General features: G+C 65.4%; 18 protein-coding genes and 1 tRNA gene. 8 read left to right on the forward strand and 11 right to left on the reverse strand.

The window, feature by feature from the left end; all coding sequences use genetic code 11:
- Positions 1–47 precede the first annotated feature (47 nt).
- The 4 genes from GM676_RS08435 to GM676_RS08450 are packed head-to-tail and all read right to left on the reverse strand — an operon-like array spanning position 48 to position 2,234.
- The gene (locus tag GM676_RS08435; RefSeq protein ID WP_155463083.1) at positions 48–449 is read right to left on the reverse strand and encodes a VOC family protein; all 402 of its coding nucleotides are present in this window, start codon (positions 447–449) and stop codon (positions 48–50) included.
- A 21-nt stretch (positions 450–470) separates the two neighbouring features.
- A complete protein-coding gene (locus tag GM676_RS08440; protein ID WP_371866156.1) occupies positions 471–923 on the reverse strand; it encodes a helix-turn-helix transcriptional regulator in 453 nt (150 codons plus the stop codon).
- A complete protein-coding gene (locus tag GM676_RS08445; RefSeq protein ID WP_155463084.1) occupies positions 920–1,882 on the reverse strand; it encodes an SRPBCC family protein in 963 nt (320 codons plus the stop codon). Before GM676_RS08445 ends, GM676_RS08440 begins: the two co-directional genes overlap by 4 nt.
- On the reverse strand, positions 1,875–2,234 hold the full coding sequence (locus GM676_RS08450; RefSeq protein ID WP_211923189.1) for an ArsR/SmtB family transcription factor: 360 nt from the start codon (positions 2,232–2,234) through the stop codon (positions 1,875–1,877). Before GM676_RS08450 ends, GM676_RS08445 begins: the two co-directional genes overlap by 8 nt.
- Before the next feature lie 170 nt (positions 2,235–2,404).
- Between GM676_RS08450 and GM676_RS08455 the strand changes: the two genes are divergently transcribed.
- Positions 2,405–4,678, forward strand: a complete 2,274-nt coding sequence (locus GM676_RS08455) for a PD40 domain-containing protein (protein ID WP_155463085.1) — start codon at positions 2,405–2,407, stop codon at positions 4,676–4,678.
- Positions 4,679–4,729: 51 nt separating this feature from the next.
- Here GM676_RS08455 and GM676_RS08460 read toward each other — a convergent pair whose 3' ends face one another.
- From GM676_RS08460 to GM676_RS08470, 3 genes are all read right to left on the reverse strand, one after another.
- The gene (locus GM676_RS08460) at positions 4,730–6,067 is read right to left on the reverse strand and encodes an NHL repeat-containing protein (RefSeq protein ID WP_155463086.1); all 1,338 of its coding nucleotides are present in this window, start codon (positions 6,065–6,067) and stop codon (positions 4,730–4,732) included.
- 161 nt (positions 6,068–6,228) lie between these two features.
- Positions 6,229–7,551 carry an outer membrane protein transport protein gene (locus GM676_RS08465; protein WP_155463087.1) on the reverse strand — a complete coding sequence of 441 codons (1,323 nt, stop codon included), beginning with the start codon at positions 7,549–7,551 and terminating at the stop codon, positions 6,229–6,231.
- A 47-nt stretch (positions 7,552–7,598) separates the two neighbouring features.
- Positions 7,599–9,059: an efflux transporter outer membrane subunit gene (locus GM676_RS08470; protein WP_155463088.1), complete on the reverse strand. Its 1,461-nt coding sequence runs from the start codon at positions 9,057–9,059 to the stop codon at positions 7,599–7,601.
- A 93-nt stretch (positions 9,060–9,152) separates the two neighbouring features.
- On the opposite strand from GM676_RS08470, the gene GM676_RS08475 reads away from it, so the two are divergent.
- The 6 genes from GM676_RS08475 to GM676_RS08500 all read left to right on the forward strand — a co-directional run bounded on the left by GM676_RS08475 (position 9,153) and on the right by GM676_RS08500 (position 16,983).
- Entirely contained in the window at positions 9,153–9,770 is a 618-nt protein-coding gene (locus GM676_RS08475; RefSeq protein WP_155463089.1) for a TetR/AcrR family transcriptional regulator, read from the forward strand.
- Between the two features lie 84 nt (positions 9,771–9,854).
- The gene (locus GM676_RS08480; protein WP_155463090.1) at positions 9,855–10,961 is read left to right on the forward strand and encodes an efflux RND transporter periplasmic adaptor subunit; all 1,107 of its coding nucleotides are present in this window, start codon (positions 9,855–9,857) and stop codon (positions 10,959–10,961) included.
- Positions 10,958–14,080: an efflux RND transporter permease subunit gene (locus tag GM676_RS08485; protein ID WP_371866157.1), complete on the forward strand. Its 3,123-nt coding sequence runs from the start codon at positions 10,958–10,960 to the stop codon at positions 14,078–14,080. Before GM676_RS08480 ends, GM676_RS08485 begins: the two co-directional genes overlap by 4 nt.
- A 46-nt stretch (positions 14,081–14,126) precedes the next feature.
- Complete coding sequence (locus GM676_RS08490; protein WP_155463091.1) at positions 14,127–14,927, forward strand: oxidoreductase; 801 nt, start codon at positions 14,127–14,129, stop codon at positions 14,925–14,927.
- A 74-nt stretch (positions 14,928–15,001) separates the two neighbouring features.
- The gene (locus GM676_RS08495) at positions 15,002–15,892 is read left to right on the forward strand and encodes an alpha/beta hydrolase (protein WP_155463092.1); all 891 of its coding nucleotides are present in this window, start codon (positions 15,002–15,004) and stop codon (positions 15,890–15,892) included.
- 32 nt (positions 15,893–15,924) lie between these two features.
- Positions 15,925–16,983 (forward strand): alpha/beta fold hydrolase, encoded by a 1,059-nt coding sequence (locus tag GM676_RS08500; RefSeq protein WP_155463093.1) that lies wholly within the window; start codon positions 15,925–15,927, stop codon positions 16,981–16,983.
- 152 nt (positions 16,984–17,135) lie between these two features.
- Here GM676_RS08500 and GM676_RS08505 read toward each other — a convergent pair.
- Positions 17,136–17,211 (reverse strand) — tRNA-Phe (locus GM676_RS08505).
- A gap of 123 nt (positions 17,212–17,334) precedes the next feature.
- On the opposite strand from GM676_RS08505, the gene GM676_RS08510 reads away from it, so the two are divergent.
- Positions 17,335–18,732, forward strand: coding sequence for a M20/M25/M40 family metallo-hydrolase (locus GM676_RS08510; protein WP_155463094.1), 1,398 nt, complete (start codon positions 17,335–17,337; stop codon positions 18,730–18,732).
- A gap of 3 nt (positions 18,733–18,735) precedes the next feature.
- On the opposite strand, the gene GM676_RS08515 is transcribed toward GM676_RS08510, so the two are convergent.
- The 3 genes from GM676_RS08515 to GM676_RS08525 form a co-directional block, all read right to left on the reverse strand.
- Positions 18,736–20,028 (reverse strand): alpha-amylase family glycosyl hydrolase, encoded by a 1,293-nt coding sequence (locus tag GM676_RS08515; RefSeq protein ID WP_155463095.1) that lies wholly within the window; start codon positions 20,026–20,028, stop codon positions 18,736–18,738.
- A gap of 8 nt (positions 20,029–20,036) precedes the next feature.
- Positions 20,037–22,388 carry a S9 family peptidase gene (locus GM676_RS08520; protein WP_155463096.1) on the reverse strand — a complete coding sequence of 784 codons (2,352 nt, stop codon included), beginning with the start codon at positions 22,386–22,388 and terminating at the stop codon, positions 20,037–20,039.
- 73 nt (positions 22,389–22,461) lie between these two features.
- Positions 22,462–23,853, reverse strand: a complete 1,392-nt coding sequence (locus tag GM676_RS08525) for an MFS transporter (protein WP_155463097.1) — start codon at positions 23,851–23,853, stop codon at positions 22,462–22,464.
- Positions 23,854–23,860 lie beyond the last annotated feature (7 nt).

The raw sequence follows: 23,860 nt of genomic DNA on the forward strand, positions 1-23,860 counted from the left end.
AAAGCCGGCACCCCGCTGCGGCGGGGTGTTTTCGTTGGCGGACCGCCTTAGCGCTGCACCATCTTCCAGCCATTGCCGGACGGATCGCGGAAGCCGGCATCCACCGTGCCGTAGCGCGCCACCGGTTCCTGCGTGAACTCGACGCCGTTCTTGCGCAGGCGCTCCCAGGCGGCGCGGCAGTCGTCCACGTGCAGCACCAGCGCCGGCATGGCGCCCTTGGCCACCATCTGGTTCAGGGTTTGCGCGGTGGCGGCGTCGTGCAGCGGCGGCCCGGGCTTGAACAGGCCCAGCTGAAACGACGGCTGGTCGGCCGCCTGCACCGTCAGCCAGCGGTAATCGCCGTTGCGCACATCGGTATGGACCACGAAGCCCAGCTGGTCGACATAAAAGGCCAGCGCCTCGTCCTGGTCGCGCACATACAGGCCGGCTACATTTACAGATTGCGTCATATCACCTCCTTGGTTTGGGAGCTACAGTGTGCCGCCGTCCTGGCGGCGCCGCTTCTCCAAAACTGCGATATTGAGATCGGGCCGTTCGGCGTGGCGCGTCACGCATTCCGGGATCCCGGCGCCGGCGTGCGGCTGCGCGCGTTCGTGCGCGCGCAGCTCGCCCGGGCTGGCGCCGGTGATGTCGCGGAAAATGCGGCCGAAGGTGCCCAGGCTGGTCCAGCCGGTTTGCAGCGCGATCTCGGTGACGGGCAGATCGGTATCGCGCAGCAGCGCGCTGGCGCGCTCGATGCGGCGCGTCAGCAGATAGCGGTGCGGCGGCAGGCCGAAGGCCCGCTTGAACTCGCGCGCGAAATAGGCCGGCGACACCGCGCTGACCTCGGCCAGCCGTTGCACCGGCCACGCCTCGTGCGGCGCCGCGTCCATCTTGTCCTTGGCGCGCAGCAGGCGCCGCAATAGCAGCGGACTCTGGCTCACCGCTGGCCGCTCTCCGGCGCCAGCGCCGCCTCCAGTTTATCGAACGAACCGGTCCAGCCCTGCGTCATGCCGGCGCGCGCGGCGAGGAACACCGCGCGTTCCTCGGCCGTGGCCGGGCCGTCGATTTCCCACGTCACCGTCACCCGCGTGCGCTGCGGGCCCTCGGCCGTGAAGTCCACCGTGGTGCGCATGGTTTCCGGCCACACCGGCGCCAGCGGGTGGCGGGCGATCCGCTCCTGCTCGTCGCAGAACTGCTGGGTGTAGACCAGCCGGTCCGGCGCGCGCACCTCCTCGTAATGGGCGCGGCCGTACATGGTCAGGCCGTTGCCGCTCATGCAGTACAGCGTGCCGCCGCCGGTGCGGATGTCGGCGCGCAGCAGGCGCATCTCCATGCCGGTGGGCGGCAGCCAGCGCGCCAGATGTTCGGGCTGGGTCCACATCGCGAACACCAGCGCGCGCGACGCCTCGAAACTGCGGCTGATGACAAACCGGTCCTGGTCGGCGCAGCGCTTGCCCAGGTATTCGGCCAGGCGGTCCCAGGTCGAATCGCCGCCGGCCTGCTTGATGAACTGGCGCGTCTGCGCGGCCGCCTCGGCGCTGGCCAGCGCCATGCGCATGTCCATCTGCGTCTTGCCGCCGAGGTCCTCGAACGTCACCGTCACGCGGAACAGCGGCGCCTGCTCATCGTTGCCGCCGTGGTCGTAGACCAGTTTGCGCAGCGGTTCGACTTCGAGGTACTTCGTGTTGTTGGGCCAGTCGGTGCCGTCCGGGCCGTGCATGGTGTAGCGCCAGTGGCCGCCCGCGCGCAGGTCCTTGCTGTGGGTGGTGATGGTGAAGCCGCGCGGGCCCCACCATTGCGCCACCTGGGCCGGATCGGTCCAGGCATCCCACACCGCCTGTAGCGGCGCGTCGTAAAGGCGGACGATGCGGATTTCATTCGGGGCGTTGAACTCAGTCATTTTCATCTCCTGTTGGCGGTTTTTGGGCGGTGACGGTTTTCAGATAGGCATCGAGACGGTCGAAACTCTCTTCCCAGAACACGCGGTACTGCTCCATCCAGTGGGCAGCGTCCTTGAGGCCGTCGCCATTGAGCTTGCACGAGCGCCATTGGGCGTTGCGGGTCTTGGTGATCAGCCCGGCCTTTTCCAGCACTTGCAGGTGCTTGGTCACGGCGGGCAGGCTCATCTCGCCGAGGAAGGGCTGGGCCAGATCGGACACATTGGCCTCGCCGCTCGACAGCCGCGCCAGCATGGCGCGGCGGGTGGGGTCGGCAAGGGCGGAAAAAGTCCGGCTGAGCTGGTCCTGCATCATTTCACCAATCGATTAATTAACCTATGGGTTTAATATAGGCCGATAGGCCGCCAACGTCAAGAAAAATAGAAACTTCAAATAGTTTCATCAGCTGCACCAGCGCCCAATTCTCCGTCTACCCCAAGCTGCAACTGGCGGCGGGCGAGTACAGCGGCACCCTGCGGCTGTCGATGTGCGCCGATACCCAGTGCGCCCAGCACTTCAAGGGTTCGCCGGTGGACGTGACCTACACCGTCAGCATCAATAAAGGTTTGAAGGTGACGCCGGGCAGCGTCGGCCTGACCGCGCTGGCTGGTGTCACCGCCTCGGCCAAGCTGGTGGTGCAGCTGCCAGCCGGCGCCACCAGTTTTACCGCCACCACCACCGCCACCTGGCTGAACATCTCGGGCGTGACTGCCAGTGGCATGACGCTCACCGCGGCCGGCAAGGCGCCTGGCGTGTACTCCGCGCTGGTAACGGTCAGCGCGGCCAATCGCCAGGTCACCGTGCCGGTGACCTACAACGTCGGCAATAATCCGGCTTCGGTGAACAGCATCACACCCGAGCGCGCCAGCCTGGGCTTCACCGCCCCGGCCGGCTACGCCAGCACCGCCCAGCAAATGAAGGTGACGCTGCCGGCCTGGGCCACTGGGCTGAGCAGCGCCGTGGTCTACGACAGCGGCAGCGGCTGGCTGAGCGTGAACGTCGACGCCGCGGGCGCGCTGAACCTGGTCGCCTCGGCGGTCGGCCTGCGTCCCGGCAACTACGCGGCCAGCCTGGTGCTGAACGGCGGCCCCGACGTGCTGCCAGTCAGCTTACCGGTCAGCCTGAATGTGCTGGCGCCGGACTGGAGCGTCAGCGGCAGTTCCAGCTTCAGCGTCAACGCCGCCAGCACCGCGGCCGGCCTGAGCGGACAGATCAGCATCGACATCCCCAACCTGCCGGTGCAAACCTGGCAGGCCAGCAGCAACGCCAGCTGGCTGACCCTGTCGCGCGGCAGCGGCGCGCTGCGCACCGACAAGCTCGGCATTTCGGTCAACGTCGCCGAAATGCTGAAGCTGGCCAACGGCCGCACCCACACCGCCGCCATCAGCCTGAGCGTGGCCAGCGGCAAAGCCGATCCGACCACCTTCACCGTCACGCTGGACAAGAAGCTGGCCGAGCTGAACTTCGTCAGCCCGCATACCCGCCTGCCGGGCGAGGCCGGCAACTACATCGTGCGCGGCAGCGGCTTCGATGCGCTGGCCGATGTCAGCAAGGCCTTGCAGGTGAGCGGCGCCGTCCCGGCCAAGGTGGTGCGCGTCAATGACACCCAGCTGGAGGTGAGCCTGCCGGCCGCCACCGGCGACGCCACCTTCGCCATCGCCAACACCCTTGGCGCGCCTGTGGGCGCGGCGACCCTGAAGGCGCTGGCGCAGCCGGCCATGGCCTACGCCGCCATCGACACCCAGGGCCGCAAGGGCGGCATGGTGTTCGATCCCGAGCGCCAGGCGGTGTACACCATCAACAAGACGCTGAGCTCACTGATGCGCTTCCAGAAAAACGGCGCCAGCTGGGACGTCAGCAGCGTCCCGGTGCCGGACGCCGACGCGGTCGCCATCGCGCCTGACGGCAAGAGCCTGATCGTGACCGTCACCAGCGGCCAGATCCAGTTGTTCGATCCAGCCACTTTGGCCAGCCAGGGCAGCTATAAAGCCGGTTACGTGTCCGGCGATACCCTGAACGCCTTGCCGCGCCTTGCCGTGCGCAATGACGGCAAGGTGCTGTTTGCCGGCGGTTCCGGCGTGGCTGGCGCCGGCGGCATGGCCTACTTCGATCTGGCCAGCCGCAGCTTCGGCAATATCGGCGGCAGCTATGCCTTTGGCTGGGCGGTGGCGTCCGGCGACGGCTCGCACCTCAACATCGTGCAGTCGGCCAGCTACAGCCCGCAGCCGCCGATGGTGTCGCTGGACGGCACCGACAGCGCCGCCAAGCCGGCTCCGGGCGGCCTGACCTTCTGGTACGAAGCAGCCCAGAGCCTGCGCGGCGAGCGTTTTGCCGAAGGTACTTACACCGTGTGGGACCGCGACTTCAACATCATCGGCAAAGTCGCCCTCCCGGATGCGAACTACTTCGGCCGCACGCCGGTGTTCTCGCCGGATGGCAAGCGCCTGTATGTGCTGGCGTACAGCAGCGCCGGCCTGTACCTGGGTTCGACCGTCATGCCGCGCGTGTACGTCTTCGACAGCAGCACGCGCATGGTGACCAGCACCAACCTGCCGCTGCTGGGTTCGTTCGATCTGAAGGACTACCCGACCTGCAACATCGACGCCTATGAATGCGACACGCGCGCGCTGGGTGCCATCAGCCCGGATGGCGCGACGCTGTTCTTCATCGGGGACGCGCGCCTGGTGGTGGCGCCGGTTCCGGCCCTGTCGGCCAGCCGTGCCGCCATGCGCCGCCTGGCGCTGCCCGTCTCGCGTTAAGCGACCCTCCGCCCCGCGATCCGGCTTCGGCTTGCGGGGCGGCCCCGGCGATTATTGCTGGACGATCTTGCGCACCCGCCCGGTGGCGGTATCGCTGACGTAAAGATTGCCGGCCGCGTCCAGCGCGATGCCGCGCGGCGTGCGGAAGGTCGCCACGCTGCCGACCCCGTCCGTGGTGCCGAAACCGTTCAGGCCATACTGGCCGGCGATGGTCGACACATAGCCGGAAGGCGTAATGGTGCGCACCTTGCCACCCATTTCCGTCACATACAGATTGCCATCGCCGTCGAGCGCGATGCCGGCCGGTTGTTTCAGCGTGGCCTTGATGCCTGCGCCGTCGCCGGCATCGGTGTCGCCGATATGGCCGGCGAAGGTGGTGACGCTGCCGTCCGGCGCCACCTTGCGGATCAGGTCATTCAGCGTGTCCGCCACAAACACATTGCCGGCCTTGTCGACCGCCAGGCCGTAAGGATTGTTGAAGCTGGCCTGCGCGGCCGCGCCATCGCTGGCGCCGCGCGCGCCGCTGCCGGCGATGGTGCTCACCACGCCCGCCGGGGTGATCTTGCGGATGCGCAGATTGAGCGTGTCGGCCACATACACGTTGCCGGCGCTGTCGACCGCGATGCCCAGCGGCGTATTGAAACGCGCCTGGCTGCCGGCGCCGTCGGCAAAGCCGATCTCGTCGGCGCCGGCCAGCGTGGTCACCACGCCGTCCTTGCTGATCTTGCGCACCATGTGCTTGCCGACCACGTAAAAATTGCCGGCCTGGTCGCGCGCGATGTCGTCGGCGTAGCCGAACGCCAGTTCGGCCTCGGTGGCGGCTTGGCCGGGCGTGGCGCCGACAAAGGTGCTCACCGCCCCGGCCGGCGTGACCATGGCGATGCGGCCATACTTGCGGTCGGCGACAAACACATTGCCGGCGGCATCGACCGCCAGTCCCTGCGGCTCGTTGAAGATCGCCGCCGGTTCGCCGGGCAGCTTGGTGGGGTTGTTGTTGCCGGCCAGCGTGCTGACCAGCGCGATCTGGTTGGCGCAGCTGATGGCGATATTGGTGACGTTGGCGCCGCCGATGGTGCCGCTGCCGTTGGCCACCGCGCATTGCTGGGTGAAGCGCGGCGGCTGGTCGCTGATGCGCACATTGTAGGCCGTGCCGGCGGTCAGGGCGGTTGGCAAGATAAAGGCCGTGGCGGCGGCCGGGATGGCGAGCTTGTCCGAGCCCGACGACAGCGTCATGCCGCCGCTCTTGAGCCCCGTGATGCTGCCGGCCACGGTGTAGGTGGGGGCGGCGGGCGTGGGCGGGGCGGTCACGCCGGTGCCACTGCCACCACCACCACCACCGCAGCCGGCCAGTCCCAGCAAGATCACGCCCGACGAGATTGATTTGCGCATGACAACCTTTTCATTTGGTCAAAATCAGCGCAAGGGTATCAGTTTGTGGCGCGAAGAAACGCACACATTGTCACGCCAGGTCAGGCGCCAGGCAAAAACGCCTGACCTTTCAATCGTGATCAGCTTCGGCGTGCCGAAGCATTCCCGTCTCGCGTTGAGACCTAGAACCGATAGGCCAGCGACATGGCGAGAATATTGCTGGCGAGGTCGTAAGTGCCGTGCAGGGTGCTGCCGGTCGGGGAGCGCAGGCTCACGCCGGGCTCGTCAAGGAACAGATGGGTGTAGCCCACGCTGTATTCCAGGTTGCGGCTGGCCTGCCAGGTCGCGCCCAGCGCCAGCCACTTGCGGTTGACGTCGGGCACCCGGACATCGCGGGCGCCGCCGGTGACCGGCGTCTGATCGTAGGCCGCGCCGGTGCGCAGGGTCAGGCTGTCGTCGACCCGGTATTCCGTCCCCAGCGCGGCAAAGGAGGTGTTGCGGTAGTCGAACGCAATGGCCTGGTCCGGCTGCGCCGAGCGGAAGTCGAGGACAACGTCGCGGAACTTGCTCCATTGGGTACGGCTCACGCTCGCCATGACCGACCAGCGTTCATCGATCTGGTGCGACACGCTGAGTGTCAGCGACGACGGCATGCACAATTCGGTGGCGGCGGTCGTGTCTGTAAACCAGCCCGGCCGCACCGCCGCCAGGATGGCTTTCGGCCCCTGCGGCACCTCGAATGCCACCGGGACGTCGCCCAGCGTATGCTTCACCGCCGAGCGGTACGCCAGGCCGATATGGGTTTGCCTGGCGGGGCTGTACAGGGCGCCGATGGTGAAGCCGACGGCGTTGTCGCTGCCGTCGATGGCGATGCGCCCGTCTGCGCTGGCCGGGGCAAAGCCCGGCACGCGCGCCGCAGCCAGGATCGCGCCAAAGTCGATCGCGCTCGACAGCTTGGCCTGCGCGTGTTCGACAAACAGCGAGCCGCCCAGCGACCACGCGTCGCTGACGTCATACGACAGGGCGGCGCCGAGATTGATCGCCTTCAGCTCGGTCCGCTGGCCGTGATAGCGCCCCTTCCATTGCGCATCGTATTCCGTCTTGAAGCCGAACGGCGCGGTCACGGACAGTCCCAGGTGGGTGCGCTCGTTGAGCGGCAGGTGCAGATACAGCGCGGGCACCGCCTTGGTCGCGCCCGCGTCGTCGCCGTTGCCGCCCGCCAGCGGCCGGCCAAGCGCGTCCGCGCCATCGCCGCTGAATTTCACCGAGTAATCGATGGCCGTCACGTCGGCCTGGAACACCCGGCCGTCCAGGCCGCGCATCGCGGCGGGATTGTCCGCGATCGCGCTGGCGTCTCCCGGCGTGCTGATCGAGCCGGCGTAGGCGCGGCCTTGTGCCTTGGCGCTCCGCTCCTTGAGTTCAAATGCCGCGCCTTGGCTTTGGCTGGCCAGCGGCAGGCCGGCGGCCGCCGCCAGCAGCGTCCGCGAATTCCGATACATCGTCATGTCGTTCTCCTTTTTATGGTTGTTTAAGTGGTGATATTCATGGGTGCTTACTTCAGGGCCACGGCTTCGGATGGCCGGGGATGCCAGCCGCCGCCGAGCGCCTTGAAGGCCGCGATGGCGGCGCGGGCCGACTCGGTCTGCGCCTGCGCCTGCGCGTCGGCGGCGCGCAGCAGGTTCTCGTCCGCCTGCAGGACTTCGATCAGGCTGACCACGCCGTTCTGGTAGGCGGCGTACGACGCCGCGCGAGCGCGGCCGAGCGAGTCCACGCCTTGGGTCAGGATCTCGGCTTGGTCCTCGCGCTTGACCAGCACCGAAAAGGCGTTCTCGACGTCTTCCGCCGCGTGCAGCACGGCCAGCCGGTAGGCGGCCAGGGCTTCCGCCTCCTGCCCCTTGGCCTGGCCGATCTGGGCGTTGATGCGGCCGAAATCGAACAGCCGCCAGCGCAGGCCCAGCACGCCGGACGCCTGGCTGGCGCCGCCGCTGAACAGGTTGCCGGCCGAGACCGACGTCGCGCTGCCGATCAAGCCGGTCAGGGACAGCTTGGGGTAGTACTCGGCAATCGCCGCGCCGATGCGTGCGTTGGCGGCGGCCAGGCGGCGCTCCGCCACGATCAGGTCCGGCCGGCGCCTGAGCAGATCGCCGGGCGATCCGCTGTCGTCGATGCGCGGCGCGGCCGGGATGGCGCCGCTGTTGACGGCCAGCTGGTCGCGGTGGGTGCCGGGCGGGGTGCCCAGCATCACGTCCAGCGCGTTCATGGCCGTGTCCAGGCCGGCTTCAAGCACCGGGATCGACGCCCGCACCTGGGCCAGCGCGCCTTCGGCCTGGCGCACCTGCAATTCGGCCGCGAGGCCCTGGGCGTGGAGCTGGTTGATGGTGGCGAGCAGGTCCTGCTGCGTCCGCACCTGGCGCCGCGCGACCTGCAGGCGCGTTTGCAGCCCGCGGATGCCGACGTAGATGTCGGCGGTCTGCGCGGCCACCGCCAGCCTGGTGGCCACCGCGCCGGCCTGGGACGCCTGGTACTCGGCCAGCGCCGCTTCCCGTCCGCGCCGCAGGCCGCCAAAGATGTCCAGCTCCCAGCTGGCGGCGAGATCGGCCTCATAGGCGTTGCCGTAGCGGTCAAAGCCGGGGCGGGAATTGAGGATTTGTCCCACTGGCGTTTCCACCGACTGGTAGGCGCGCGCGCCCTGGGCGCTGATATTGCCTGAAGGGAGGAGGGCGGCATTGGCGGCCCCCAGTCCCGCCTGCGCCTGGGCGACGCGCGCGCTGGCCTGGGCCAGGTCCAGATTCTGCTCCAGCGCCAGGGTCACAAGGCGGCTCAGCTGTGGATCGCCAAAACCCTCCCACCAGGTGGCGAAATCGGCGCTGGCAGAGGCGGCGCGTTGCTCAACCGCCGGTTGACCGAGATAGCGCTGTGGCAAGGGGGCGTCCGGACGCAGGTAGTCCGGCCCGACCGCGCAACCGGCGGCGAGGCCGGCGACAGCCGCCATGAGGAGAGTGCGTTTTAGCATGAGTGTCTTCCGTGAGGAGGGATAATGGAGGTGACTTTATCACAAAATAGTCACTAGTTGTGAAAAGTTGAGGCAAGAGGTAAGCTGTCGGCCATGACACCAGCAACCCCTTCCCCCAGCCCCGCCCGTGGTCCGGTCGATCACGAGGTGCGGGATCAGATCGTGACCGCCGCAACCGGGCACTTCCGGCTGTACGGCTACGAAAAAACCACTGTTTCCGATCTGGCCAGGGCGATAGGTTTTTCCAAGGCCTATATCTATAAGTTCTTCGGATCCAAGCAAGCCATCGGTGAATCGATTTGCGCGGCGTGCCTGCGGCGGATCGAAGCCGATATCAGGGCGGCGATTGACGCGGTTGAGTCGCCGCCCGAGAAGCTGCGGCGGATGTTCAAGGCGATTGTCGAGTCGAGTCTTCGCCTGTGTTTTGGAGACCGCAAGTTGTATGACATTGCGGCCGCGGCGGCGGCCGGGCAGTGGGAGGTGGTGGACATCCACGACCGGCGCATCCAGGAAATACTGCTGGAAATTTTGCGCCAGGGCCGCGCGACGGGGGAGTTCGAGCGCAAGACGCCGCTGGACGAGGCCGTTGCCGCCATTTATCTGGTCATGCGGCCCTACCTCAACCCGATGCTCCTGCAATATGGCCTCGATTACGCGGAGGAGGCGCCGGCCAAATTGTCCAGTCTGGTGCTGCGCAGCTTGTCACCCTAGGTCGGCAATATTCATGTGACGCTTGACTTATTTAGTCACTAGTACCAAAATGAAATCCTGTTTGATTCCACCCACGGGATTTCTATGCTCAGCCGCAACCACCTCATCGCTGTCTCTGTCTTGCCGCTGGCGCTAGCCGCCTGCGGCGCCAAGGCGCCACCTGATCCGCGTACCGCCGCCCCGCTCGTGCGGGTCGCCGGGGTTCAGGCGGCCACCGCCTCATCACATGCGTACACTGGAACCGTCGCCGCCCGCGTGCAAAGCGACCTGGGATTCCGCGTCCCCGGAAAAGTCCTGGCGCGGCTGGTGGATGTCGGCCAGACCGTCAAGCGGGGTCAGCCGCTTATGCGCGTCGATCCGGTCGACCTGAAACTTGCCCTGCACGCGCAGCAGGAAACCGTGGCCGCCGCGCGCGCGCGTGCCCGGCAGACGGCGGAGGACGAGGTGCGCTACCGCAACCTGCGCGGCACCGGCGCCGTCTCCGCCTCGGCCTATGACCAGGCCAAGGCTGCGGCCGATGCCGCCAAGGCGCAGCTCAGCGCGGCCGAAGCCCAGGCCGAGGTCGCCCTCAACACCAGCAGGTACGCGGAACTGCTGGCCGACGCCGACGGCGTCGTCGTGGAAACGCTGGCCGAGCCCGGCCAGGTCGTCAACGCGGGGCAGGTCGTGGTGCGGGTGGCCCATGCGGGACGACGCGAAGCGGTCATCCAACTGCCCGAAACCGTGCGCCCGGCGCTGGGCTCGGCGGGGCAGGCCGCGCTGTTTGGCAAGGAAGGCGCCGCCGTTCCAGCCCGGCTCAGGCAGCTTTCGGACAGCGCGGACCCGCTGACCCGCACCTTCGAGGCGCGTTACGTGCTGGAGGGCGCGCTGGCCGAGGCGCCATTGGGCGCCACGGTCACCGTCCGCATCCCCGAGCCGGGTTCCGAGGCGTCCGGCGGCCTGCAGGTGCCGATTGGCGCCCTGTTCGACACCGGCAAGGGGGCGGGGGTGTGGGTGATCAATGGCGAGCCGGCGAAAGTGTCCTGGCGGCCCGTCACCGTGGTGCGCCTCGACGACGCCGGCGCCTATGTCGCCGGCCAGATCAAGCAGGGTGAACGGATAGTCGCGCTCGGCGCGCATCTGCTGCGCGAAGGCCAGCAAGTGCGGGTGGCGGGTCCCGCGGCCCCTGTGAGCGAAGGAGCGCGTCCGTGAGCGAAGGCCGATTCAACCTGTCGGCGCTCGCCGTGCGCGAGCGCGCCATCACCCTGTTCCTGATCCTGCTGATCTCGCTGGCCGGGGGCCTGTCCTTCTTCAAGCTGGGGCGCGCCGAGGATCCCTCGTTCACGATCAAGGTGATGACCATCGTCACCGCCTGGCCCGGCGCCACCGCGCAGGAGATGCAGGACCAGGTCGCCGAAAAGATCGAGAAGCGCCTGCAGGAGCTGCGCTGGTATGAGCGCAGCGAGACCTACACCCGTCCCGGGCTGGCGTTCACCACGCTGACCTTGCTGGACAGCACGCCGCCGTCGGCGGTGTCGGACGAGTTTTACCAGGCCCGCAAGAAGATCGGCGACGAGGTCCGCCAGTTGCCGCCGGGCGTGGTCGGGCCGTTTGTCAACGACGAGTATTCCGATGTGACCTTCGCCCTGTACGCGCTCAAGGCCAAGGGCGAGGCGCAGCGCCTGCTGGTGCGCGACGCGGAAACGCTGCGCCAGCGCCTGCTGCACGTGTCCGGCGTGAAAAAGGTCAACATCGTTGGCGAGCAGCCGGAGCGCATCTACGTCGAGTTTTCCCATGAGCGGCTGGCCACCCTGGGCGTGAGCCCGCAGGATGTGTTTGCCGCGCTCAACAGCCAGAACGCCTTGACCCCGGCCGGGTCCATCGAGACCAAGGGGCCGGAGGTGTTCCTGCGCCTGGACGGCGCCTTCGACCAACTGGACAAGATCCGCAACACGCCCGTCGTGGCGCGCGGCCGCACGCTGAAGCTGTCGGACATCGCCACCGTGAAGCGCGGCTACGAGGACCCGGCGACGTTCATGATCCGCAATGGCGGCGAACCGGCGCTGCTGCTGGGCGTCGTCATGCGCGACGGCTGGAACGGGCTGGACTTGGGCAAGGCCCTGGACGGCGAGGTGAGCGCGATCAACGCGGAGCAACCGCTGGGCATGAGCCTGACCAAGGTGACCGACCAGGCCGTCAATATCAGCTCGGCGGTCGATGAGTTCATGGTCAAGTTCTTCGCGGCGGTGCTGGTGGTCATGCTGGTGAGCTTCGTGAGCATGGGATGGCGGGTGGGCGTGGTGGTGGCTGCGGCCGTGCCGCTGACGCTGGCCGTGGTGTTCGCGGTGATGCTCGCGACCGGCAAGAATTTCGACCGCATCACGCTGGGCTCGCTGATCCTGGCGCTGGGGCTGCTGGTGGACGACGCCATCATCGCCATCGAGATGATGGTGGTGAAGATGGAGGAGGGCTACAGCCGCATCACCGCGTCGGCCTACGCCTGGAGCCACACGGCGGCGCCGATGCTGTCGGGCACGCTGGTCACCGCCGTCGGCTTCATGCCCAACGGCTTCGCCCGCTCCTCGGCGGGCGAGTACACCAGCAACATGTTCTGGATCGTCGGCATCGCGCTGATCGCCTCGTGGGTGGTGGCGGTGGTGTTCACGCCCTACCTTGGCGTCAAGCTGTTGCCCGACTTTAAGAAGGTCGAGGGCGGCCACGCCGCGATCTACGACACGCCGCGCTACAACCGCTTCCGCCAGCTGCTGGGCCGCGTCATCGCCCGCAAGTGGCTGGTGGCCGGCACCGTGATCGGCCTGTTCGTGGCGTCGGTGCTCGGCATGGCCGTGGTCAAGAAGCAGTTCTTCCCGATCTCCGACCGGCCGGAGGTTCTGGTCGAGGTGCAGATGCCGTACGGCACCTCGATCACGCAGACCAGCGCCGCTGCGGAAAAGGTGGAAGCCTGGCTGGCCAAGCAGGAGGAAGCCAAGATCGTCACCGCCTACGTCGGCCAGGGCGCGCCGCGCTTCTATTTCTCGATGGGGCCGGAGTTGCCCGATCCATCGTTCGCCAAGATCGTGGTCCGCACCGACAACCAGGAGCAGCGCGAAGCCTTGAAATTCCGGCTGCGGCAAGCCATCGCCGACGGCCTGGCCTCCGAGGCGCGCCTGCGCGTCACCCAGCTGGTGTTCGGCCCGTATTCGCCCTTCCCGGTGGCCTACCGCATCGCCGGCCCCGATCCGGAGGTGCTGCGCAAGGTGGCGCTGGAGGTGCAACAGGTCATGGACGCCAGCCCGCTGATGCGCACGGTCAACACGGACTGGGGCGTGCGCGTGCCCACCCTGCATTTCACCTTGCAGCAGGACCGCTTGCAGGCCGTCGGGCTGAGCTCCAGCTCGGTGGCGCAGCAACTGCAATTCCTGCTCTCGGGCATCCCTGTCACCGCCGTGCGCGAGGACATCCGCACGGTGCAGGTGGTGGCGCGCTCGGCGGGCAACAACCGGCTTGACCCGGCCAGGATTGGCGACTTCACGCTGGCGGGCGCCAACGGGCAGCGCATCCCGCTGTCGCAGGTGGGCAAGGTCGAGGTGCGCATGGAAGAACCGGTCATGCGCCGACGCGACCGCGTGCCGACCATCACCATCCGCGGCGACATCGCCGAAGGCTTGCAGCCGCCGGACGTGTCGGCCGCCATCACCAGGCAACTCCAGCCCATCATGGAAAAACTGCCGGCCGGTTATCGCATTGTGGAGGCGGGTTCCATCGAGGAGTCGGGCAAGGCGACGGTCGCCATGCTGCCGATCTTCCCCATCATGCTGGCGATTACCCTGCTCATCATCATCCTCCAGGTGCGTTCGATTGCCGGGATGGTGATGGTCTTCCTGACCAGCCCGCTGGGATTGATCGGCGTGGTGCCGACCCTGCTGCTGTTCCGGCAGCCCTTCGGCATCAACGCGCTGGTGGGCCTGATTGCCCTGTCCGGCATCCTGATGCGCAACACGCTGATCCTGATCGGACAGATCCACGAAAACGAGCAGGCCGGGCTGGACCCATTCCGCGCGCTGGTCGAGGCGACTGTGCAGCGCGCCCGTCCGGTGATCCTGACCGCGCTGGCGGCGATCCTGGCCTTTATCCCGCTGACCCATTCGGTGTTCTGGGGAACGCTGGCTTACACGCTGATCGGCGGCACGTTCGCGGGAACCATCCTGACGCTCGTGTTCCTTCCGGCCATGTATTCGATCTGGTTCAAGATCCGGCCCGGCAGCGTTGGCCAGGGAGAGGCGGAAATACATCAGCAGCGCAATGTGGCGCCGATAGGCAAAGCCGGCTGACCTCCCGCGCCCTGCGTTTCTATTTTTGAACTTATAAGGAGTTGTTATGTCGAAGGTGGTGGTAATTACCGGCGTGTCGTCGGGGATTGGTCGTGCCGCGGCGGAGCTGTTTGTCAAGCGCGGCTGCCAGGTATTCGGTACCGTGCGCAATGTGGCGAAAGCCCAGGCAATACCGGGTGTGGTATTTGTCGAGATGGACGTGCGCGACGACGCATCAGTGCAACAAGGCATGCAGAGCATCATCGCCCAAGCCAAACGCATCGACGTGCTGGTCAACAGCGCCGGCGGGACCTTGCTCGGCGCGGCGGAGGAAACCTCGATCGTCGAGGCCAGGACCTTGTTCGACACCAACCTGTTCGGGCTGCTGCGTACGATCAAGGCGGTCCTGCCCTACATGCGCGCGCAGCGTTCCGGTCGCATCGTCAACGTCAGTTCGGTGCTGGGCTTCTTGCCGGCGCCGTATATGGCGCTCTATGCGGCGTCCAAGCATGCGGTGGAAGGCCTGTCCGAGTCCCTGGATCACGAGGTGCGTCAATTCGGCGTCCGCGTGGCGCTGGTCGAGCCATCGTTTACCAAAACCAATCTGGATCTCAATGCCCCGCAGACCGAAGCCAGAATCGGCGACTACGCAAGCGAGCTTGAGGTGGTTTCCCAGGCCATCCAGAACAACGTGCAAAAGGCGCCCCAGCCCGAGGGCGTCGCCGCCACCATCGCCGACGCCGCGCTGGGCGCATGGAAGATGCGTCACACGCCCAAAGGCGAGGCGTCGCTGCTGGCCAAGCTGCGCCGTTTCATGCCCGCCGCACCGGTCGAGAAAGGCCTGAGGAAAACGTTCGGGCTCGCGTGAAATTCATCCTCGCCCTGGCCTTCAGCAGCCCGACCTGCGGAAGGCCAGGGCGCCGCCACTTGCAAGGGAACATCATGACACGCAAAGTACGCTTCAAAAGCGATAATTTGACCTTGGTGGGCAATCTTTTTACACCTGAAAATTTCGATGAGAGCGGCAATTACAAGGCGGTTGTTGTCGCCGGGTCGTTTACTTCCGTGAAAGAGCAAATGGCTGGCACGTACGGCCAAAAACTCGCTGAGAATGGCTTTGTCGCGCTGGCGATTGATTACAGCCACTACGGAGAGAGCGAAGGTCAGCCTCGGCAATATGAATCGCCCGCTGAAAAACTGCGCGATTTGAAAGCCGCCGTTACTTATCTTTCCAGCTTGCCCTACGTCCAAGGAGTTGGCATGGTGGGCGTATGTACCTCGGCCGGAAATGCCGCCTACCTTGCGGCTGACGACGCACGCGTCAAGGCGTTGGCGACAGTCGCGGCATTCCTGCCTGGTCCCGCGCTGATCAATCGTGTGTTCGGCGAGGCGGAAATTGCCCGCCGCCGCGCGGCAGGCGCCGCCGCCAAGTTGACGTACGAGCAAACGGGCGAGCAGATCTTGGTGCCGGCTTACAGCAACGCCGATCAATTCGCAGTGAACTACAACCCGGCTGCCACGTACGATTATTACTTCAACGAAGCGCGTGGTGGGGTTCCCCAGTGGCGGAACGAATTTGCCGTCATGTCGTACGGACCCTGGTTGGATTTCAGCCCGCTCGACAAGGCGCCGGCCATCAAGATACCGACGCTGGTCGTTCATTCGGACGGGGCTGCCTTCCCTGAGCAGGCGAAGGAGTTTTACACGCTTCTCGGTGGAGTAAAAGAACTTGCGTGGGGGGACGGTACCCATTTTGATTATTACGATCAGGCCACGCAGGCCGATTTTGCCATTCAGAGCATCGCTGGGTTTTTCCGCAAACAGTTGTCTTAAAAAGGACGGCGAACCCATTACAAGGATCGACAATGAACACCATCAAACGCGGGCTCGCCGCTGCCGTTGCCGTCATCGCGCTTGGGCCGCTCACCGTTGCCGCATCGGCGGACGCTGACGCCCCATCCAAGGCCCGGCAGTCGGAGGTAACGTTTAAACACTATCGCTTCCGCGCCGGCGGCGAGTTGGATGAGCTCCGGATGCACTATGCGACCGTTGGCCAGCCTCACCGGAATGCGGATGGCGTCGTGGATAACGCCATCCTGATGCTTCCCTGGACTGGAGGAAGCAGCGCGGACTTGCTCACGGAGGAGTTCCGGTCATCGTTGTTTGCGCCTGGCGCGCCTTTCGATGCCGGGCGCTACTTCGTGGTCTTGCCCGACCCGATCGGACACGGCCAATCCAGCAAGCCGAGTGATGGCCTGGGCACCGCGTTCCCCAGGTATGGCTATCAGGATATGGTCGACCTGCAATACAAGCTGGTCACCGAAGCTTTGGGCCTTCCCCATCTCAAGGCGGTCGTCGGCATGTCGATGGGATGCATGAATGCCTGGCAATGGGCCGAGCGGTATCCCGGGATGATGGATGGCGTCATGCCCATCGCCTGCTTCCCGGCCCCGGTTTCCGGCCGCAATCTGATGTGGCGAAAAATCGCGGTGAACATGATCGAAACCGACCCGGCGTCGCTACCGAGCGTGGTGGGACTGATCAGCATGATGATCGACGGCGTCGGCAACTTGCAAGAGCGGTTCGATGCGGCACCCAAAATTGACGGTTTTCTGCAAGGTGTCAGAAAGAACGTCAAGGTGGACGCCAACGATCTCCTGTACGCGTTGAAAGCGTCCGGCGACTTTGATGCGGAACCCGCTCTCGGGAAAATCGAGGCGAAAGTCTATGCCTTGAATTTTGCGGACGATGAGTTTTATCCCGACAGCCTGCAAATTCTTCAACGCGATGTCCCTCAGGTCAGGCAAGGGCGATACGTGGTGCGGCCGAAGTCCCCGGGATCACCTGGCCATCTGAGCATGAGTCATCCCGCATTGTGGGCCGACCATGCGCGCGAGTTCATCCAGTGGAGCGCGCAAAAATAATCGCCGCGGCATGTCCCGGGCTCAGCCGCTGGCGAGGGCCCGGTACTCGCGCGGCGGTAGCCTCGCCCAGCGCGTAGGGCGTGCCATACGCCGTTCGAAAAAAAAGAGTTACGGGCTAATGCGCGTAACTCTTTGATTTTGCTGCTTATTCTTGGTGGCCCGGGGCGGAATCGAACCACCGACACAAGGATTTTCAATCCTCTGCTCTACCAACTGAGCTACCAGGCCAAGGGCACGCATTATAACGAGCGGCTGTGCCGTTTGGCAAGGGCCTGAATCCATTTTATTGACAGTCCTATGGTCGAGAGATAAATTTGATCTCTTAAGCAACCTCATCGGGACAGGAGCATTATGAAGAAGGCAGTTTGGTTGGCGGCAGGGTTGGCGATGACGACGGCGCATGGCGCCGGGCTGACGCCGGTGCAACAGCAGATGCGCGCGATTTATCAGGAACTGGTGGAAACCAACACCACCAACTCGGTCGGCTCCTGCACCCTGGCCGCGCAAAAGATGGCCAAGCGCCTGAAGGCCGGTGGCTTCCAGGACAGCGAGATCCAGCTCATCATCCCGCCCGGCGGTCCGAAAAAAGGCAACCTGGTCGCCCGCCTGAAAGGCGACGGCAGCAAGAAGCCGCTGCTGCTGCTGGCCCACATCGACGTGGTGGAAGCCAATCGCGAGGACTGGGAGCGCGACCCGTTCAAGCTGGTCGAGGAAAACGGCATGTTCTACGCGCGCGGCGCCTCGGACGACAAGGCCATGGCCGCCTCCTTCGTCAACAACATGATCCTCTACAAAAAAGAAAAGCTGCCGCTCAAGCGCGACATCATCATGGCGCTGACCTGCGATGAAGAACTGGTGCCGTCCAAATTCGACGGCGCCGAATACCTGGTCAACCACCACCGCGCCCTGATCGACGCCGAGATCGCCCTCAACGAAGGCGGTGGCGGTCTGCTGGACAAGGACGGCAAGCCGGTACGCCACGGCATCCAGGCCGGCGAAAAAATCTACCAGAGCTTCCAGCTGGAGGTGACCAATCCGGGCGGCCACAGTTCGGCGCCGTTCAAGGACAACGCCATCTACCATCTGGCCGACGGCCTGTCGCGCCTCGGCCAGTTCTCGTTCCCGTTCAAGCTGTCGCCGGTGACGCGCGCGTTCTATGAACGCATGTCGAAAATCGAAAAAGGCCAGGTGGCGGAAGACATGAAAGCCATCCTGCAAGATCCGCCGGACCAGGCGGCGCTGGACCGTCTGTACGCCGTCAGCCCGTCGCACAATTCCACCGTGCGCACCACCTGCGTGGCCACCAAGGTCGATGCCGGCCACGCCGACAACGCCTTGCCGCAACGCGCGCGCGCCATCGTCAACTGCCGCATTCTGCCGGGCGAGCCGATCGCCGAAGTGCAGGCCACCTTGCAGCGTGTGGTGGCCGACGACAAAATCAAGATCACCCGTGTGGGTGAAGGCGTCGACGGCCCGATGCCGCCGATGACGGTCACCCTGATGAAGGCCGTGGAAGACATCAGCAACGACATGTGGCCGGGCGTGCCGGTGATTCCGACCATGTCGACCGGCGGCACCGATGGCCGCTTCCTCAACAACGCCGGCATCTGGACCTATGGCGTCAGCGGCATGTTCCACGGTCCGGAAGGCAGCGGCGCCCACGGCCTGAATGAACACATCCGCGTCAAGTCGCTGTATGACGGCCAGGAGTACCTGTACCGCCTGGGCAAACGCCTGGCGACCGAGTGATGCTTACTCCGGCACGACGATGCGCCAGCGCCAGGGCTTGAGGTAAGCCTGGCCTTCGTCGCCGGCCAGCTTGTACTTTTGCAGCTGGCCGGTGGTGTTGACGATCACGCGCACATTGTTGGCGCCCTGCTGGCGCTTGAAGGCAAACAGGTTCTCATTGCCGACCTCCAGCAACTGCACCGGCGCGCCGGACGCGCCATTCCACAGCGCCGGGTTCTGCTTCTTCAATGCATTCAGGCCGGCGAAGAACAATTCCAGATCGATGTTGTTCCACTCGATGGCATCTTTTTCAAAGAACGCCAGCTTCTTGTCCAGCTTTGCTTCCTGGCCGTTGTACACCAGCGGGATGCCGGGCAGGGTATAGCTCAGCACCGCCATCGCGCCCCACGCCGGGCCATACAACTCCTTGTCCGTGCCTTCCCACGAATTGATATCGTGGTTGCTGGTGAACTGCAAACGATAGCTGTCGCGCGAGAATGCTTTGGCCGGATTGCTGACATACGCGCGCAAATCGGCGGCGCCGGCCTGGCCCTTGCCGATCTTCTTCATGATGCCGTTCAGCGTCCAGTCATAGCTGGCGTCGAAGGCCTTGTCGTGCAGCGCCACCTCGTCCGACTCGGCCAGCATGAACACCGGTTTGATCTTGTCCAATTGCGCGCGCGCCTGATTCCAGAACTCGGTCGGCACGAAGCCCGCCGCGTCGGCGCGGAAGCCGTCCACGCCCACATCCTTGACCCAGAACGCCATGGCCGAAATCATCGCCGGCCACAGTTCCTTGTTGCCGTAATCGAGGCCGATGACGTCAGCCCATTCCTCGGTCTCGCCGGCGCCGTTCTTGAAGCTGACGGCGGCGATCTCTCCCTTGTCATTCTTCTTGTACCAGTCCGGATGCTGCGTGGCCCAAGGATGATCCCACGCCGTGTGATTGCCCACCCAGTCGAGAATCACATGCATGCCCAGCGCGCGCGCCTGCTTCACCAGCTTGCGCACATCGTCGATGCTGCCGAACTCCGGATTGACGGCGGTGTAATCCTGCACCGCGTAGTAACTGCCCAGCGTGCCCTTGCGGTTCTTCTGGCCGATGGGGTGGATCGGCATCAGCCAGATGATGTCCACGCCCAGCGCCTTGAGGCGCGGCAAGTCGGCCGTGAACGCGGCCAGCGTGCCGTCCTTGCTGTACTGGCGCAGATTGACTTCATACACATTCGAGCTGCGCGACCACGCCGGGTGTTTGGGTTCGGCGTGGGCGGCGGTGAACAACGTCGCCAGGATCAGCGAGGCGGCAAGCTTTTTCATGGTGCTCCTTATTTCAGGGTGCGTTCAAACAGCTGGTAGATGCGGCGGTATTCGTCGTACCACGCTTCCGGATGCACGAAGCCGTGGCGCTCCAGCGGATACGACGCCAGTTCCCAGTGATCCTTTTTCAGTTCGATGAAGCGCTGGGCCATGCGGACCGAGTCTTGATAGAACACGTTATCGTCGATCATGCCGTGCGCGATCAGCAGATGGCCTTGCAGCTTGTCGGCGTATTCAATCGGCGACGACACCTTGTACGCTTGCGGGTCCAGCTCCGGCGAATTCAGGATGTTGGAAGTGTACTCGTGATTGTAGGTGGTCCAGTCGGTGACCGGGCGCAGGGCGGCGCCGGCCTTGAACTGCTCCGGCGCGCGCAGCAGCGCCATGAAGGTCATGAAACCGCCGTAGCTGCCGCCGTAGATGCCGACATTTTTGGCGTCGCCCTGTTGGTTGGCCACCATCCAGTTCAGGCCATCGACGTAGTCTTCCAGTTCCGGATGGCCCATCTGGCGATAAATGGCGGTGCGCCAGTTGCGGCCATAGCCCAGCGAAGCGCGGTAGTCCATGTCCAGCACGATGTAACCCTTCTGCACCAGCAGGTTGTGGAACATCTGCTCGCGGAAGTAGACCGGATAGCGCTTCGTCACGTTTTGCAGATAGCCGGCGCCGTGCACGAACATCACCACCGGATATTTTTTGCCCGCTTCCAAAGTGGCCGGGCGATACAGCTTGGCCCATACCGGATCGGCGCCGTGGGTCGAAGGCACGGCGACGATTTCAGGCTGTATCCACTCGCGCGATTTGAATTCGGCGGTACGGGTGTCGGTCAGCTGGGTGATGGCGCCGCCGCTGCTGCTGACGGTGCCGATCTGGGTTGGCATGTAGGCGGTGGAGTAGCGCACCAGCAGCTTGCGGCCGTCCGGCGACAGGGTGAAGCTTTCGACGCCGCCCAGCGAGGTCAGTTCCTTCAACGCGCCGTCCCTGGTGCTGGTCGAGCAGACTTCATACGTGCCTGGCAGTTTGGGATTGCACATGAACCAGGCCGTCTGGCCATCAGACGACCAGGTCACGTTCGACTCTTCCCACTTGCCGGAGGTAAGCGCGCGCGTCTTGCCATCGGCCGCTTGCAGGTAGAGGTGCGCGTAGCCGCTTTCCTCCGATTCGAACCACAGCGTGCTGTTGTCCGGCTGCCAGCCGAAGTCGTTGCCGCGATTGTTGACCCAGGCGGCGTCGCTCAGGCGGTGCAGCGGCTTCAGTCTGGCGGCGGCCAGGTCGACGCCGGCGATCCAGCGGTCCTTGTTGTCGATGGCCTGCGCCATCACCGCCACGCGCGCGCCGTTGGCGCTCCAGCGGATCGATTCCTCGCGCCCTTCGAAGCGCACACCGCGATTGCCTTTCAGCGGATCGAGCTTTTGCGCGGCGCGCATCTCGGCCAGCGGGTCCTGCTTGATGCCCGGCAGGTCGTCGAGCGACAGCTCGGTGACCTTGCGCGTCGCGACCTCAATCAGCTTCAGTTGATGTTGCAGTGGACCGGCTTCGCTCACGCGCTTGCGCTCATCGTCGGTTTCCTCGTAGCCGGATTCGGTGACATAGCGCGGCATCTTGCCGATGCGGCGCTTGTCGCCATCCTTGGCGGCGGTGACCACCAGCAGATAGCGGCCGTCCGGCGACAGCGAACTGGTTTCGATGGTGACCTTCTCGCCGAGATATACCGGCAGCGGCGCGCGGGTGGCGTCGGCGGCGCGGTCGGCGTTGCGCTGATCGCGCGTTTCATCCTTTTCCTGTTTCAGGCGCGCCAGCGTCGACATCAGGCGCAGCTGCATGTCGCGGCGGAAGTCGGCGTCCGGCGCGGCGTCGGGATCTTTGGCGGTACGCAGCAGGACCACCGGCGAGACCAGGCGCTCGGCGCGGCTCCAGCTGAACCAGTCGCTGCCCACGCGGAACTGCACGTGATTGCCGTCGGCGGCGTATTGCGCATCGGCGGCCGGCGTGGTGCCGCGCAGGATCTGCGTCAGCGCGCCGGTTTTCAGGTCGCGCTCAAACAGATCGCCATTGCGCAGCAGGACCGCGCGCGTGCGCTCGCGGTTGTAGACCACGGCCTCGCTATCGAGATTGGCCAACTGCTTTTCTTCCACCAGTTTCACGGCGGCGCCGTTCACCTGATAGGTGTCGCGGACGGCGGAACCGGTGCGTTTTTGCTTGAAGTAGACCTGCTTGCTGTCCCAGCCCCACCATGCCGATTCGACGGGATTGCCGATCCAGTCCGGATTGGCCATGGCTTGATCGAGGGTGATGGGAGTGGGCGCTGCTTGGACGCTGGCCGCGATGGCGGTCGCGAGGAGAGGCAATACAAAACGCATCGGTAGTTTCGCTTGTAAGTTGGGTGATCGGGAGCACCGGATCGCGGCGCGTCCCAGATTCTAGCCCAACCTTCTAGCTGCGGGCTATCTTGTCGGTTTGGCCATGGCCGGCATCCGGGCCGCCACGGCGCGGTGCAATGCGCAGCGCCCACAGCAGGATGGCGCCGGCCGCCAGATACAGCACGATCAGCGCCGCCAGCATGCCGGCGCTGCCGCTCCAGTGCAGCATGCGTTCACTCAGCGCCGGGCCGCAAGCGCCGCCCAGCAAACCGATGCTGCCCACCAGCGCGATGCCGGCGGCGCTGCGGCGGCGATCCAGCATGCCGGTCAGGATGGCGACCAGCAGCGGCGCGGCGGCGGCGATGCCCAGCGTGGCCAGCGTCAGGCCGGCCAGCGACCATGCGAGGCCGTTGTCGGCCGCGATGGCCAGACCCAGGCCGCCGGCCGCCAGCACCATGCAGGCGAAGAAGTGGCCGCGCCGTTCGCGCCGGCGGTCGGAGTCGTAGCCGATCAGGATCATGCCGACGATGCCGGCCAGGTTGGGAATGGCGGTCAGCCAGCCAAGCTGCATATGGCTGCCCGCGCCCCAGCGCTGCATCAGCGTCGGCGACCAGAACACCAGCGCGTAGCTGGCGCCCAGCAGCAGGAGATTGGACAGCGCCAGCAAACTGATCGACGGCTCGCGCAGCAGCGACCAGACCACGGCCAGCGCCGGCGGCGGGTCGTCATCTTCGCCGACGGCACCGGGACCGTGCAGCGCCGCCTCGTCGCGCTCCAGATCCTGCTCCACCATCTGCTGTTCGAAGGACGACAGCCAGCGCGCATCCTCGGGCTTGTCGTCCAGATAAAAGTAAGCGATCACGCCCAGCAGCGCGGCCGGCAAGCCTTGCGTGATCAGCATCCACTGCCAGCCATCGAGGGCGCCATAGTCGCGCAGCGACTGCAAGGTGAAGCCGCACAGCGGACCGGCCACCAGCCCCGCCATCAGCGTGGCAGAGGCGAAGATGGCAAACACCCGTGCGCGCCGTGCCGAAGGATACCAGTACGTCAGGTAAAGAATCACGCCGGGGAAAAAGCCCGCCTCCAGTACGCCAAGCAAAAAGCGCAGCACGTAGAATTCCACCGGCTCGCGCACGAAAGCGCCGGCGGCGGCGATCGCGCCCCAGCACAGCATGAGGCGCAGCAGCATCTTGCGCGCACCGATTTTTTCCAGCAGCAGATTGGCGGGCAGGCCGCACAGGCAATAAGCGATGAAGAAGGCGACGGCGCCGGAGACATATACCTGTTCGCTGAAATCCAGGCTGGCGCCCATTTGCAGCTTGACGTAGCCGACGTTGACGCGGTCGAGATAGGCCAGGATATAGCACACCATCAGCAACGGCAGCAGGCGCCAGCTGATTTTGCGGTAGATGGCGGCCATGCCGGCGGCGCCGCGTAGATGGAGAATCCTGGCGCCCTGGTTCATGATGCGA

This window comes from Duganella radicis (assembly GCF_009720825.1).
Taxonomy (GTDB): domain Bacteria; phylum Pseudomonadota; class Gammaproteobacteria; order Burkholderiales; family Burkholderiaceae_D; genus Rugamonas; species Rugamonas radicis.